A 14,329-nucleotide genomic window follows, 5' to 3' on the forward strand; every position below is an offset into this window, starting at 1 on the left:
GCCCTCGATGGTGGCGATGAGGTCGGCGCCGATGCCCTGCGGCACGAAGTTGACGGCGAGGTTCGTCATCGGGTCGTTGAAGGCAGGCCCGTCCGGTCGGTCCACCGCTCACGCTTCCTGCTGTCGATGTCCGGACGCTACGGGCACGCCCTGTACGCCGACCGGCCCGCCGCCAAGCTGGGCGACGCGCCGCGCACGGTGGGTGTCGACGCCACCGCCTGGGAGGTGCTGGACGTGGTCGCGGTCGGCGGCCGGGACCGCACCTCCGACGACGTGACGGTGGTCGACGAACACGGCCGGTGCGCGGGGGTCGTACGGCTCGCGGACCTGGTGCGGGCGCTGGCCGAGAACCGGGTCGAGGAGGCCGCAGGACTCAATCCGCTGACCCGGCTGCCCGGTTCGGACGCGATCACGAGCGAGGTGGACCGCAGAATCGCCGACGGGCGGACCTTCGCACTCAGCTGGCTGGACATCGACCACTTCAAGCAGGTGAACGACGGCGCCGGCTTCGCCGCGGGCGACGAACTGATCCGGTCCGTGGGGCGGGCGCTGGCGCAGTCGGTCGCCGGGCACGCGCGCGTGGGACACATCGGCGGGGACGACTTCCTGGTGCTGGCCGAGGAGGAGGCCCTCGCTCCGCTCGTGGCCACGGTGCTCGACGCGCCCTGGTCGGCGGGCGGGCGGCCGGTCACACTGTCGCTGGCGACCGTCGTGTGCGGTCCGGGCAGCGTGAGCGACCACCGCCAGGCCGCCGCCCAGCTCGCCCCGCTGAAGCAGGCGGCCAAGGCGCTGCACGGAGCGAGCTGGGTGCTCGGGCGGGCCGGGCGGACCGGCCACGAGGTCCGGCGCGGCGGCGCGGTACCGGCGCAGGCGGACTACGCGACCGCCGATCCGCGGTGGTGAACGGAACGCCTGTATACGTTGGTTGAGGTACCCCCGGCGGTACGGAGGCCTCCGGGCGGGTCCCTGTCATCGGGTCCGTCGGCAACCTTGACGCCCCCGGGACGCCGGTGAACACTTCCCGGTGTCAGCCGACATCGCCGCGCATTCTCGGTGTTATCAGGCACTGCGCCACGGGTCTGTCCTGCTCCACGGCCCGTCCCTCATGGTGATCCGGCTGCGACGGCACGCTCGCACGGACGCCGGGCGGGACGCGGGGACCTCCCCACCTCCGGCTGAAGTCGCCAAGGAACCGTCCTGCACGGAGGGCCGGGGCCCGTTCGCCCCCTACCGCGCCAAGGGAGCCGCCATGAGCAACGGAGACATTTTCGTCGGCGAAGTCATCGGCACCGCGATCCTCATCCTGTTCGGTGCCGGTGTCTGCGCCGCGGTCACCCTCAGATACTCCAAGGCGCGGGCCGCGGGGTGGATCGTCATCGCGTTCGGCTGGGGCCTCGGCGTGCTCGCCGGCGCGTACACCGCCGCTCCCCTCTCCGGTGGCCAGCTCAACCCCGCGGTCACCATCGGCATCGCCATCGACACCGGCAAGTGGGACAAAGTCTGGGTGTATCTGCTCGGCGAGTTCGTGGGCGCGATGCTCGGCGCCGTGCTGGCGTACCTGGTGTATCTCGCCCAGTTCCAGGCCAACGAGCCCAAGGTGGGCACCACCGAGGGCACCGCCGACGAACCGGTGCCGACCCTCGGCATCTTCTCGACGATCCCGGAGATCCGGAACCCGGTCGCCAACCTCATCACCGAGATCATCGCCACCATCGCGCTCGTACTGCCCATCCTCGCCTTCGGGCTGACCAAGGGACTCGGCGAGTCAGGGACCACCGTGCTGATCGTCTCGCTGCTGGTCGTCGGTATCGGGCTCTCCCTCGGCGGGCCCACGGGCTATGCCATCAACCCGGCCCGTGACCTCGGCCCGCGCATCGTGCACACCTTCCTGCCCATACCGAACAAGGGCTCGTCCGACTGGGGTTACGCCTGGATCCCGGTCGTGGGCCCCCTGATCGGCGGCGCCCTCGCCGGCCTGATCTACAACGTGGCCTTCTGATCCCCGTATCCCCCCGCGGCCTTCCGGCCCCGCACGCAGTTCTCCCCGACCCCACGCGGCCCTCTGACCCAGCGACCCGACCCAGCGACCCAGCGACCCAGCGACCCAGGGACAGCCATGACGGACACCGCCGAGAAGTACGTCGCCGCCATCGACCAGGGCACCACGTCCAGCCGCTGCATCGTCTTCGACCACAGCGGCGCGATCGTCGCCGTCGACCAGCGCGAGCACCGCCAGATCTTCCCCAAGCCGGGCTGGGTGGAGCACGACGCCACCGAGATCTGGTCCAAGGTGCAGGCGGTGGTCGCGGGGGCGCTCGCCAAGGCCGGGCTGCGCGCCGACCAGCTGAGCGCGCTCGGCATCACCAACCAGCGGGAGACCACCGTCCTGTGGGACCGCGTCACGGGCAAACCGGTGCACAACGCGATCGTCTGGCAGGACACCCGCACCGCCGCCCTGTGCCACGAACTCGGCGGCACGGACGGCCAGGACCGCTTCCGCGAGCAGACCGGGCTGCCACTGGCCAGCTACTTCTCCGGGCCCAAGGCGGCCTGGCTGCTGGACCAGGTGCCCGGCCTCAGGGAGCGCGCCGAGCGCGGCGAGATCGCCTTCGGCACCATCGACTCCTGGCTGATCTGGAACCTGACCGGCGGCACCGACGGCGGCCGGCACGTCACCGACGTCACCAACGCCGGGCGCACCATGCTGATGAACCTCGACACCCTCCAGTGGGACCCCACCATCCTGTCCGCGATGAACCTGCCCGAGGCGATCCTGCCCGAGATCAGGTCCTCGGCCGAGGTGTACGGCACCGCGGTCGGGCAGCTCGCCGGCGTGCCCGTGGCCTCGGCGCTGGGCGACCAGCAGGCCGCCGTGTTCGGGCAGGCCTGCTACGACGTCGGCACCGCGAAGAACACGTACGGCACCGGCAGTTTCCTGCTGCTGAACACCGGCAACCGGCCGGTGCCGTCCAAGAACGGGCTGCTGACGACGATGGGCTACAAGATCGGCGGGGAGGCGCCGGTGTACTGCCTGGAGGGGTCCATAGCGATAACGGGCGCCCTCGTCCAATGGTTCCGGGACCAGCTCGGGATCATCCGCACCGCCGACGAGATCGAGACACTGGCGGCGAGCGTCGAGGACAACGGCGGCGCCTACATCGTGCCCGCGTTCTCCGGCCTGTTCGCGCCGTACTGGCGCTCCGACGCGCGCGGAGTCGTCACCGGGCTGACCCGCTACGTCACGAAGGCGCACCTCGCCCGCGCGGTGCTGGAGGCGACGAGCTGGCAGACCCGGGAGGTCGTGGACGCCATGTACCAGGACTCCGGGGTGCGGATCACCACCCTGAAGGTCGACGGCGGCATGACGAAGAACAACCTCCTCATGCAGCACCAGGCGGACGTCCTCGGTGTGCCGGTGATCAGGCCGCGGGTGTCGGAGACGACCTGTCTGGGCGCCGCCTACGCGGCCGGTCTGGCCACCGGTGTCTGGAACGACCTGGACGAGCTGAAGTCGCACTGGCGCAAGGACGCGGAGTGGACGCCCGCGATGGAGGCGTCGGTGCGCGACCGCGAGTACCGCAACTGGCGCAAGGCGGTGGAGAAGAGCTTCGGCTGGCTGGAGGAGACCGACGCGTAGCGCCACCGTACGCGCGCGTGCCGCTCCACAGGACCACGGCCCGTACCCCGGTCGGCGGGGGTCCGGGCCGTGCCGGCCGGTCAGCCGACGACGGGCCGGCGGCGGTCGGCGGCGTACTCCATCGCGTGCTGTACGACGCCGATGAGCACCTCTTTGGCCGACTCGCGGTCGCGGGCGTCGCAGAGCACGACGGGCACGTCGTCGTCCAGGTCGAGCGCCGAGCGGACGGACTCGGCCGGGTAACGGGCTGCTCCCTCGAAGCAGTTGACGCCGACCAGGAAGGGGATGGAACGCCGCTCGAAGTAGTCGACGGCGGCGAAGCAGTCCTCCAGGCGGCGCGTGTCGGCGAGGACGACTGCGCCGAGCGCGCCCTCGGACAGCTCGTCCCACATGAACCAGAACCGCTCCTGCCCGGGTGTGCCGAACAGGTACAGCACCAGGTCCTCGCGCAGGGTGATGCGGCCGAAGTCCATGGCCACGGTCGTGGTGTTCTTGCCCTCCACACCGCTGGTGTCGTCGACCGGGCGGCCGGCCTCGGTGAGCAGCTCCTCGGTGCGCAGCGGCCTGATCTCGCTGACCGAGGCGACGAGGGTCGTCTTGCCGACGCCGAAGCCACCGGCCACCAGGATCTTGAGCGTGACGGGCTCGACCGGTGGCTTGCCGCGCTCAGAACGCTCGAAGGCCATCGTTCTCTTCTCCTGCTTGACGGGGTCCGGGCGACGGTCGGCCGTAGCCGCCGCCACCGGGGGTTTCGATGACGAGTACGTCGCCGGGCGCGACGTCCGCGGAGCCGCTGCCGCCGAGGTCGGTGACCGTGCCGTCCGTGTGTTCGACGCGGTTGGCGCCGAGCGCTCCGGGCGCGCCGCCCGCCATGCCGTACGGGGGCACACGGCGGTGCTGGGAGAGGGCGGAGACCGTCATGGCCTCCAGGAAGCGGATGCGTCGCACGGCTCCGTCGCCGCCGCGCCACCGTCCGGTGCCGCCGCTCCCCCGCCGTACGGCGAACTCCTCCAGCCTGACCGGCAGCCGCCACTCCAGGACCTCGGGGTCGGTGAGGCGGGAGTTGGTCATGTGGGTCTGGACGACGTCGGCGCCGGGGAAACCGTCACCCGCGCCGGATCCGGAGGCGACCGTTTCGTAGTACTGGTGGCGTTCGTTGCCGAAGGTGACGTTGTTCATGGTTCCGGAGCCCTCGGCCTGGACGCCGAGCGCGGCGTAGAGGGCGCCGGTGATGGCCTGGGAGGTCTCGACGTTGCCGGCGACGACGGCGGCCGGGGGCTCGGGGGCGAGCATCGAGCCGGGCGGCACGACGATGTCCAGGGGGCGCAGACAGCCGTCGTTGAGCGGGATGTCGTCGGCGACCAGGGTGCGGAAGACGTACAGGACGGCCGCGTTGACGACCGCGAACGGGGCGTTGAAGTTGGTCGCGAGCTGCGCGGAGGTGCCGGTGAAGTCGATGGTCGCGCGGCGCTCGGCACGGTCGACGCGCACGCGGACGCGGATGACGGCGCCCGAGTCGGTCTCGTAGGCGTACTCCCCGTCGGCGAGGGCGTCGACGACGCGGCGGACGGCCTCCTCGGCGTTGTCCTGGACGTGCCGCATGTAGGCCTGGACGACGTCGAGGCCGAACTCGCCGATCATGCGGCGGACCTCGTCGACGCCCTTCCGGTTGGCGGCGATCTGGGCGCGCAGGTCGGCGAGGTTGGTGCGGGGGTTGCGGGAGGGGTGGGCGGCCTCGGTGAGCAGGCGGCGCGTCTCCTCCTCGCGGAAGCGGCCGTTCTCGGCGAGGAGCCAGTTGTCGAAGAGGACGCCCTCCTCCTCGATGGTGCGGCTGTGGGCCGGCATGGAGCCGGGGGCGATGCCGCCGATCTCGGCGTGGTGGCCGCGGGAGGCCACGTAGAAGAGGATCTCCGGGTGACTCTCCGTGTCCGGCGCGGAGTCGGTGTCGAAGACCGGGGTGATCACGGTGACGTCGGGCAGGTGGGTGCCGCCGTGGTACGGGTCGTTGACGGCGTAGGTGTCGCCCGGCCGCATCGAGGCGCCCCGGCGGCGGATGACCTCCTTGACGCTGGTGCCCATGGAGCCCAGGTGGACCGGGATGTGGGGGGCGTTGGCCACCAGGTTTCCGTCCGGGTCGAACAGGGCGCAGGAGAAGTCCAGGCGTTCCTTGATGTTGACGGACTGGGCGGTGGACTCCAGCCGGGCGCCCATCTGTTCGGCGATCGACATGAAGAGGTTGTTGAAGACCTCCAGCAGAACCGGATCGGCTTTCGTGTCGAGATCGGAACTCTGCGTGATCGCCACGCGTTCCATGACCAGATGCCCGTCGTCGGTCGCCGCGGCCCGCCAGCCGTCGTCGACGACGGTGGTGGCGCCGGCCTCCGTGACGATCGCGGGGCCGGTGACGGTCTCGCCGGGAGGAAGGGCCTCGCGGCGGTGGAGGGGTACGTCGCGCCAGGAGCCGCCGGTGTGGAGGCGGACGGCCTCGGGGGCCGCGGACCGGCCCTCGTACGGGGTGAGGGCGGAGAGATCGGGGGGTGCGGTGATGCCGGTGGCTTCGACGGAGAGGGCTTCCACGACGATCGGGCGGTCGAGGGTGAAGGAGTACGTGGCGCGATGACGTTCCTCGAAGGCGTGCCTCATGCTGGCGGGCTCGGCCAGCTCGACCGTGAGCGTGGTGTCGGTGCCGTCGTAGCGGAGCTGTGCGCGGCGGGTGACCCGGATACGGTCCTCCGGGACGTCCTCGGCGGCGAGTTCGGCGCGTGCGGCGGCCTCCAGGTCGTCGGCCGTCTTGGAGACGCCGGGCATCGCGGCGGCCTCCAGCGGGGCCTCGACGGACTGTTCGCGCATGGCGGTGGTGTCGGCGAGGCCGATGCCGAGCGCGGAGAGGACACCGGCCATGGGCGGTACGAGGACGGTGCGGATGCCGAGCGACTCGGCGACCCGGCACGCGTGCTGGCCGCCCGCCCCGCCGAAGGTGGTCAGCGCGTACCGGGTGACGTCGTGGCCCTTCTGCACGGAGATCCGCTTGACGGCGTTGGCGATGTTGGCGACGGCGATCTGCAGGTAGCCCTCGGCCACCTGTTCCGGAGTGCGCTCGTCGCCGGTCCGCTCGTGGATCTCGCGCGCGAGGGCGGTGAACCGGTCGCGGACGAGGGCGGCGTCCAGGCACTGGTCGCCGCCGGGCCCGAACACGGCCGGGAAGTGGTCGGGCTGGATGCGGCCGAGCATCACGTTGGCGTCGGTGACGGTGAGCGGGCCGCCGGCCCGGTAGCAGACCGGGCCGGGGTGGGCGCCGGCCGAGTCGGGGCCGACCCGGTAGCGGGAGCCGTCGAAGTGCAGCACGGAGCCGCCGCCGGCCGCGACGGTGTGGATGTCCAGCATGGGCGCGCGCAGCCGGACTCCGGCGATCTGTGTGGTGAAGACGCGCTCGTAGTCGCCCGCGAAGTGCGAGACGTCGGTGGAGGTGCCGCCCATGTCGAAGCCGATGACCCGGTCGTGGCCCGCGCGCTGCGACATCCGGGCCATGCCGACGATGCCGCCGGCCGGCCCGGAGAGGATGGCGTCCTTGCCGCGGAACTGTCCGGCCTCCGTCAGGCCGCCGTTGGACTGCATGAACATCAGCCGCACGCCGCCGTGGAGTTCGTCGGCGACGTGCCGCACATAGCGGCGCAGGCCGGGCGACAGGTAGGCGTCCACGACGGCGGTGTCCCCGCGCGGGACGAGTTTCATCAGCGGGCTGACCTCGCTGGACAGCGAGATCTGCGGGAATCCGGTGCGGGCCGCGAGTTCACCGACGGCGCGTTCGTGCGCGGGGTGGAGATGGCTGTGCAGGCAGACGACGGCGACGGCGCGGATCCCGTCGTCGTACGCCTGCCGCAGTGGTTCCGCGAGGGCGTCCAGGTCGGGGGCGCGCAGCACGGTGCCGTCGGGGGCGACGCGTTCGTCCACCTCGACGACCCGGTCGTGGAGCAGTTCGGGCAGTTCGATGCGGCGGGCGAAGATGAGGGGCCGGTTCTGGTAGGCGATGCGCAGGGCGTCGCGGAAGCCGCGGGTGATGACGAGGAGGGTGCGTTCACCCTTGCGTTCCAGGAGTGCGTTGGTGGCGACCGTGGTGCCCATGCGGACCGCCTCGACGGGCTCCGGGGAGTCGCCGAGGAGTGCGCGGATGCCGGCGACGGCCGCGTCGGTGACCTGGCCGGCCCCGTTCGGGCGATGCCGGGAGTGCGGGAGGGCCGGGTTGTCGGACAGGACCTTGTGGGTGAGCAGCCGGCCGTCCGGACGGCGCGCGACGATGTCGGTGAAGGTGCCGCCTCGGTCGACCCAGAACTGCCAGCCTGTCACGTCACTACTCCGATTCCGCGCCGGTCACAGCGCCCGGAGGCCGTTGATCACGTCGCGCAGAATACTCTCGTCGGGCAGCTCCGCCGGGGGTACCGGCCGCGTGACATGGACGAGTTCCGCGTGCACGAGGTCGCCGATGAGGACCCGCACCACACCGATGGGGAGATCGAGTTCCGCGGCGAGCTCGGCGAGCGACTGCGGGGCCTGCCGGCAGAGTCCGACGATCTCCACGTGCTCGGGGGACAGCGTCGGATCCGTCTCCGGGTCGCCCGCGCCGGGCTCGGTGACGACCACCGCGATCAGATCGAGGCGGTGCTGGGCCGCACTCGTGGTGCGGCCGCGCGTCATGGCGTACGGACGGACGACCGGTCCGGCCTCGTCGTCGAACCAGTGGCTTCTTCCCTGACCGTCTCCGCTCATGCCATCCCACTACCCGCCTGCGGGCAGATCGGTGCGCGGAGCGGTGCCCAGATGTACGCCGACCCGCTTGACCAGGAGGGTCATCTCGTAGGCGACCTGACCCACGTCGGAGTCGGCGTCCGAGAACACCGCGAGGCAGCTGCCGTCCCCGGCGGCGGTGACGAACAGGAAGGCCTCGTCCAGCTCGACCACCGTCTGCCGGACGCTGCCGGCCTCGAAGTGGCGGCCCACGCCCTTGGCGAGGCTGTGGAAGCCGGACGCGACGGCTGCCAGGTGCTCGCCGTCCTCCCTGGTCAGATCCTTGGACACGCCCGTGGGCAGGCCGTCGCCGGACAGTACGACGGCCTTGCGGATGCTGGCGACCCTGTCGACGAGGTCGTCCAGGAGCCAGTTCAGCTCGCCGTTGTTCGTCGCCGTGTGGCCGGTCGCCTTCGGTGCGGTCATCGACCGTCCCCCTCTGTCGTTCCTGGTGCTGTGCCGTTCCGGGTCCCGTCGCCCGCGGCGTTCTCGTCGCGGCCGCGCTGCCAGCCGCGCTGGAGCGAGGCCATCCGGCTGCGGACCTCTTCGGCGTCGCGGTCGGCGGGCTGTTCCGCAGGCTCGGTGCGCCGCTCGGTCTCCTGCCTGAGCTGGGGGGCCAGGCTGGCCTGCCGTACGCGCCGGGGCAGTGGCCCGGGGCCTGGTTCCGCACCCGCGCCGCCGGTGGGCCGGGCCGGGCCGCCCTCGGTGGAGGCGGTCGTCGTGGGCCGGATCCGCCTCGGCAGTCCCGGGACCCCGGGAGCCTCGCCGACGCCGCCGGGCGGGGCGGGCCGGGGTTCCTCCACGCGTTCGGTGAGCTCGGCCGGGCGCCGGGCGGCCGTGCCGCGGCGGTGGGGCAGCGGCGCCGGGCCCGTGTCGGCGCTCTGCGGGCCCGCGGAGGTCTGCCGGCCCGGTCCTGGCTGGCGGGAGCGCTGGTCGGTGACCGGCTTGCCGTGCGAGCTGACCAGCTTGGGTGTCTGCCGCCGCGGCAGCGGTACGAGCCCCCGGTCGCCGGACTCGTCCTGCGCCTCCCCGTCGTCCGGCCGGGAGACCCCCTGGTCCTCGCCGAGGCCGTCGGCCGGGTCGTCGGCGCGGGACAGGGTGCGGCGGGGGCGGAAGAGCCCGCCGCGCTCGCTGTCCTCGTCCGCCAGGACGCCGGGGAACTCGTCGAGCGCGTCGAGGTCGACGGGCGCCTCCAGCTCCACCGGGCCGTCCAGCACGGAGGTCGGCAGGCCGGGCAGCTGCAACTGCGCCCGGGGGCGTCCGGCGGCCCGGCCCGTCGTCTGCCCTCTGTCCTTCGCGGGACGCTCCCGGTCGAGACGGAAGCCGATGCCGTTGGTGTCCGGGACCTCGTCGCTCAGCAGCGCGTCGGGGATGAAGACGACGGCGGTGGTGCCGCCGTAGGGCGACGGCTGGAGGGAGACGCGGACGTTCTGCCGCTGGGCGAGGCGGCTGACCACGAACAGGCCGAGCCGGTCGGTGTCGGAGAGCTCGAACTCGGGGGTTTCGGCGAGGCGCAGGTTGGCGTCCAGGAGCGCCTCGGCCGTCATGCCCAGTCCCCGGTCGTGGATCTCCAGGGTGAACCCGTTGGCGACCCGCTCGCCGATGACCTGGACGGCGGTGTGCGGGGGCGAGAAGACCGTGGCGTTCTCCAGGAGTTCGGCCACGAGATGGGTGACGTCGGCGACGGCCGGACCGGTGACGGCGACGCGCGGGAGGCGGCGGACCTCGATGCGCTCGTAGTCCTCGACCTCGGCGACGGCGGCGCGGACGATGTCCATCAGCTGCACGGGGCGGCGCCACTGCCGGGACGGTGCGGCGCCGGAGAGGATCACCAGGCCCTCGGCGTGCCGGCGCATACGGGTGGTGAGGTGGTCCAGGCGGAAGAGGTCGGCGAGTTCGTCGGTGTCCTCGGTCCGGCGCTCCATGGTGTCGAGAAGCGTGAGCTGCTTGTGCAGCAGCACCTGGCTGCGGCGGGCGAGGTTGACGAAGACCTCGGAGACACCGGCGCGCAGTTCGGCCTGCTTGACGGCGGCCTCGACGGCGGCGCGCTGAAGGGTGTTGAGCGCCTGACCGACCTCGCCCATCTCGTTCTTGTCGTACTCGAGGCGCGGTACCTCGGTCTCGACGTCGATCTGTTCACCGGCGGACAGACGGCGCATCACGCTGGGCAGGCGTACGCCGGACGCCTCGTGCGCGTCCAGGCGCAGCTGCCGCAGGTCGCGGATGAGGCCGCGGCCGATCCGGACGGAGAGGACGATGGACACCAGGACCGCGATCAGACCGAGCAGGCCCGCGACGGCGGCCTGTGTGATGACGCCCATGGCGACGGGGTGCATACGGTTCTGGAAACGGTCGCCCGCCTGGTCGTCGAGGGTGCCGAGGTCGTGGAGGACGCCCGCCGCGGCGGAGTCCCAGCTCCTCGCGGTGACGTCGCGGGGGGTGCCGGAACCGGTGTCGACGACGGACTGCTCGGCCGCGCGCAGCGGGGCGGTGCCGGCGTTGTTCCAGAAGCGCTCGTAGCGTTCGTGCTCCGCGGCGGGCAGCACCGGCAGGCTGATGTCGTACAGGAGGGTGCGCTGGGCGACGAGGTCGGAGATGTCGCGGGTCTCGTCCTGGGTGAGCCGGCCGACGACGAGGGAGGAGCCGATCAGGGCGTCCTCGCGGGAGAGCAGCTCGCGGGCGCGGCTGATGTTGACCAGCGCGCGGGACTGCTTGTCCATCTCGACGTCGTCGATGCCGTCGAGGGTGGCGAGCAGCGCGTAGCAGGGGTCGACGAGGCGGTTGTAGAGGTCGAGGGCCTGGGCGCGGGTGACCGTGCCTCCCTCGACGCTGCGGCGCAGGGAGTCGAGCCCGCCGAAGGCGTCCAGGACGGCGGTGAGGTGTTCGTTGTCGCCGGTGTTCAGGCCGTCGAGGAGGTGGTGGTTCCCCGCGTTCCTGCGGAACCTGGCGATGGCCCGGTCGGTGGCGGTGCGGGTGCGCTGCAGAGCGGAGAGGGTGTCGGAGGCCCGCGGGTCGGCGAGGTAGACGAGGGTCTGGCGGCGCTCCTGCTGGAGCACGCGGACGGTGTCCTCGGCCGGGTAGCCGATGTCCTGCACGACGTCCGACACCCGGAACAGCCGGGCGGCATCGCGCCCCGTGACCACCGTGGCGAAGCCCCAGATGGCGGTCAGGGACAGCAGCGGCACGAGAAGCAGCGCCACGATCTTCCGGCGGATCGACTTCCCGCGAAAGCGCATGGCCTCCCCCAGCTCGACCCCCGCCGGCCGGGGGTGCACATGTGCGTCAACAAACGGCGCGAGCCTACTACCGCCTCACACCTAACTCGAAGACCTGTCCGGAAGGTGAACTTCCGTACCGGCCTCGGGACAGGGCGAGTTGTCCGGGCATTGCGTGAGATTGCCCCCGCGATCCGGCGGGGCGCGCCGGGACCGGACGAGTCGGCACGGACGGGCGGTTGGCTGGAATTTTTCGCCGATTGGGAATCTTCGTGCGCTCCCGTGCGTCCTTCTCTACGGGAAACGGGGGCGGAATGGGCCACAGGAGCCGCATCCCGCACCCCGGCGGCGTAAAACAGCGCAAGCCGGGCAGCCACAGGGGAGTCGGGGTCTTCGGACATCGGGGCAAGCGGTCTGCAGGCGGTGGGGAGTGACACGGTGATGGGCACGGTGGAGCGGCGCGAGGCGCCCGGGAAGAGCGTGGCGGAGCGCTCGGCGAAGCGGCGGGGACAGCATGCGGCGGGGCACGGCATCCCGGCACAGGAGCGCGCCGGGGAGTCCATGGAGGACGAACAGGACGGCGGCTACCGGCCGTTGTGGGTGGAGGAGCCCGCGCGCCGGCATCCCATACCCGACCCGGTGCGCACGGCGGCGGTGCGGGCGCTCATCGTCATCGCGGTGACGCTGATCCAGGCGATGGTGGCGTTCCTGTGCACGATGGCCGGGTCCTGGCTGGCGTTCCCCATGGTGATCAGCAGCGTGGTGAGCACGGTGGTGGCCACGTGGGCCGTGGTCGACGTCTGGGTGACCCGCCAGGTGTGGAACCAGCGGAACGGTGTCGTCTCCGAGCCCAGCAGCACCGCCCGGGCACTCCGCCGCGAGCGGCATGCCCGTCGGCGCCACGAGGAGACGGCCCAGCGGGAGCAGGAGCGGATAGGCCGGCGAGGCGGCACCGGGCAGTTGTCGCACTCCTGACCGCCCCGCCGGTGGCCCGCCCCGAAGGGGGAGGGCGCCTGACGGCTATGCCGGCCGCTTGTACATCCGGGTCGCCGTGATCTCGCTGTGCACCGCTTCGCCGGTCCGGGGCTGCTGGGGCAGGCCGGGCCGGAGGTGCTCCTCCACGCTGATGTACTTCAGGCCGGCCCTGAGGTCGGCGTCATTGCGCAGGCGGATGACCAGCGGGAACTCGGCCAGCGCGGTGGTGTCGAACAGGCCCGTGGTGTACAGCAGCTGTACGCCGAGCGCGTCGGACACGGCCCGCTGGAGTTCCAGCAGGTAGGTGGCGTTGGCGCGGCCGATCGGGTTGTCCAGGAACAGCGTGCCGGCGTGCCGGTGCCTGTCCCGGCCCCGGTCGTTCGACCGGAGCGCGGCCATGGTGCAGTACAGGGCGATCGCGGCGGTCAGCAGCTGGCCGCCGGAGAACACGTCGCCCATCTGCCCGACGGGCACCCGCTCGGCCCGCAGCACCGCGTCCGGCTTGAGGATCTCGACCGCCACGCCCTTCGGCTGCAGCGCCGCCGCGACTCCCCGCAGCAGCAGGGACATGCCGTCGCGGCGCAGGTCGGAGTTCTTCCGCACGGCCGCGCGGGTGGCCTCGTCGATGACCTCGCCGAGCCGTTCGGTGAGCGTGGCCTGGTCGGGCTCCTCGAAGCGGATGCGCAGGAACTCCTGGCCGGACCACTCGCCGAGCCCCTCGGGAAGCCGGGAGAGGCGCTGGGCGGACCTGAGCGTCGCGAGGGCCGACTCCACGAGCCCGCGCAGCCGGTCCACGATCGAGTCCCGGTTGCGCTCCAGCTGCGCCAACTCGTCGGTCAGGACGCGCAGTCGGGGCGCGAAGGCGTCCGCCCACTTCTGGGCGTGCTCGGGCAGCGCGGAGGCGGGCAGCTCGCGGATCTGCTGGCGGGCGGGGGTGCGGACCTGCTCGTAGCGCGTGGAGTTGGCGTGCCGGACCAGCACATCGCTCGCCTCGCGTACGGCCGCCTCGGCGGCGGACAGGTCGGCGGCGCAGCCACGCAGCGAGCGGCGGGCCTCGGCGGCGGAGTGCCGGGCCTCCTCCAGACTGCCGGGGTACGGCTCCGGTTCCTCCTGCTCCTCCTCGGGGGCGTGCTCGCGCAGCAGGTCGCGGAGCATCGCGGCGATCTCGTCGAAGCCGCCGGCCGCGTCCTCGGCGGCCCGGTGGCCCTCCAGCAGTTCGGCGTGCGCCTCGCGGGCCTCGGCCAGCGCCTCGGTGCGGGCGGTGAGTTCGCCCGTGGCGGTGCGCAGGAGGGCCTGGGCGTGCTCGGCGTCGCGCGGGACGAGTTCCTCGGACAGCTCGGTGTGCGCCTCGCCGTCCTCGGGCGCGTGCCGCTCGGCCTCGCCGCGCAGCCGGCCGAGCTGCTCGCTCGCCGTCGACATACGGGTCTCCAGGAGCTGCACCAGCTCCTCCGCGCGCGCGGCCGCCGCCTGCCGGGAGGGTCCGTCGGAGCCGTCGGGCGACTGGAGCAGCTGCTCGGCGCGGGTGCGGACCTTGTTGCTGAGCCGGTCGAGTTCGGCTCGGGCGGCGCTCTCGTCGCTCTCGGCGCGGGCCTGCTCGGCGCGCAGATCGGCGCCGACACCGACCTTCTCGTACACCTGGGACGCGGCGCGGTAGGCCTCGCGCAGGGCGGGCAGCTCGTGCACGGATGCGGGAATGTCGTACACCGCCCAGTGCCAGAAC

8 protein-coding genes and 2 pseudogenes are annotated in these 14,329 nt (G+C 72.3%); 4 read left to right on the plus strand and 6 right to left on the minus strand.

Annotated features, from left to right (window positions below; genetic code table 11):
* Positions 1 to 81: 81 nt before the first annotated feature.
* The 3 genes and pseudogenes from ACWEN3_RS25555 to glpK form a co-directional block, all read left to right on the plus strand.
* Positions 82 to 903: pseudogene (locus ACWEN3_RS25555) on the plus strand (GGDEF domain-containing protein); the annotation flags it as partial.
* A 346-nt stretch (positions 904 to 1,249) separates the two neighbouring features.
* Entirely contained in the window at positions 1,250 to 1,999 is a 750-nt protein-coding gene (locus tag ACWEN3_RS25560) for an MIP/aquaporin family protein (protein ID WP_452975306.1), read from the plus strand.
* Between the two features lie 117 nt (positions 2,000 to 2,116).
* Positions 2,117 to 3,637 carry a glycerol kinase GlpK gene (gene glpK / locus ACWEN3_RS25565; RefSeq protein WP_452975309.1) on the plus strand — a complete coding sequence of 507 codons (1,521 nt, stop codon included), beginning with the start codon at positions 2,117 to 2,119 and terminating at the stop codon, positions 3,635 to 3,637.
* Between the two features lie 80 nt (positions 3,638 to 3,717).
* On the opposite strand, the gene ACWEN3_RS25570 is transcribed toward glpK, so the two are convergent.
* From ACWEN3_RS25570 to ACWEN3_RS25590, 5 genes are read right to left on the minus strand one after another with little or no spacing between them, the layout of a single operon-like run.
* Positions 3,718 to 4,323 carry a GTP-binding protein gene (locus tag ACWEN3_RS25570; protein WP_452975312.1) on the minus strand — a complete coding sequence of 202 codons (606 nt, stop codon included), beginning with the start codon at positions 4,321 to 4,323 and terminating at the stop codon, positions 3,718 to 3,720.
* Positions 4,304 to 7,981 carry a hydantoinase B/oxoprolinase family protein gene (locus tag ACWEN3_RS25575; RefSeq protein WP_452975315.1) on the minus strand — a complete coding sequence of 1,226 codons (3,678 nt, stop codon included), beginning with the start codon at positions 7,979 to 7,981 and terminating at the stop codon, positions 4,304 to 4,306. The genes ACWEN3_RS25570 and ACWEN3_RS25575 overlap by 20 nt, the downstream gene beginning before the upstream one ends.
* A 24-nt stretch (positions 7,982 to 8,005) precedes the next feature.
* Positions 8,006 to 8,401, minus strand: a complete 396-nt coding sequence (locus tag ACWEN3_RS25580) for a DUF742 domain-containing protein (protein WP_452975317.1) — start codon at positions 8,399 to 8,401, stop codon at positions 8,006 to 8,008.
* A gap of 9 nt (positions 8,402 to 8,410) precedes the next feature.
* Positions 8,411 to 8,845 carry a roadblock/LC7 domain-containing protein gene (locus ACWEN3_RS25585; RefSeq protein ID WP_452975320.1) on the minus strand — a complete coding sequence of 145 codons (435 nt, stop codon included), beginning with the start codon at positions 8,843 to 8,845 and terminating at the stop codon, positions 8,411 to 8,413.
* Entirely contained in the window at positions 8,842 to 11,655 is a 2,814-nt protein-coding gene (locus ACWEN3_RS25590; protein ID WP_452975323.1) for a nitrate- and nitrite sensing domain-containing protein, read from the minus strand. Before ACWEN3_RS25590 ends, ACWEN3_RS25585 begins: the two co-directional genes overlap by 4 nt.
* A gap of 420 nt (positions 11,656 to 12,075) precedes the next feature.
* Between ACWEN3_RS25590 and ACWEN3_RS25595 the strand changes: the two genes are divergently transcribed.
* A complete protein-coding gene (locus tag ACWEN3_RS25595) occupies positions 12,076 to 12,609 on the plus strand; it encodes a hypothetical protein (protein WP_452975325.1) in 534 nt (177 codons plus the stop codon).
* Between the two features lie 45 nt (positions 12,610 to 12,654).
* On the opposite strand, the pseudogene ACWEN3_RS25600 reads toward ACWEN3_RS25595, so the two are convergent.
* Positions 12,655 to 14,329: pseudogene (locus ACWEN3_RS25600) on the minus strand (hypothetical protein); the annotation flags it as partial.

It is taken from the genome of Streptomyces sp. NPDC004561 (assembly GCF_053602155.1).

Coding starts and splice junctions, on each gene's coding strand:
- ACWEN3_RS25595 (WP_452975325.1), top strand. CDS start 12,076: ATGGGCACGGTGGAGCGGCGCGAGGCGCCCGGGAAGAGCGTGGCGGAG.
- ACWEN3_RS25585 (WP_452975320.1), bottom strand. CDS start 8,845: ATGACCGCACCGAAGGCGACCGGCCACACGGCGACGAACAACGGCGAG.
- ACWEN3_RS25570 (WP_452975312.1), bottom strand. CDS start 4,323: ATGGCCTTCGAGCGTTCTGAGCGCGGCAAGCCACCGGTCGAGCCCGTC.
- ACWEN3_RS25560 (WP_452975306.1), top strand. CDS start 1,250: ATGAGCAACGGAGACATTTTCGTCGGCGAAGTCATCGGCACCGCGATC.
- glpK (WP_452975309.1), top strand. CDS start 2,117: ATGACGGACACCGCCGAGAAGTACGTCGCCGCCATCGACCAGGGCACC.
- ACWEN3_RS25590 (WP_452975323.1), bottom strand. CDS start 11,655: ATGCGCTTTCGCGGGAAGTCGATCCGCCGGAAGATCGTGGCGCTGCTT.
- ACWEN3_RS25580 (WP_452975317.1), bottom strand. CDS start 8,401: ATGAGCGGAGACGGTCAGGGAAGAAGCCACTGGTTCGACGACGAGGCC.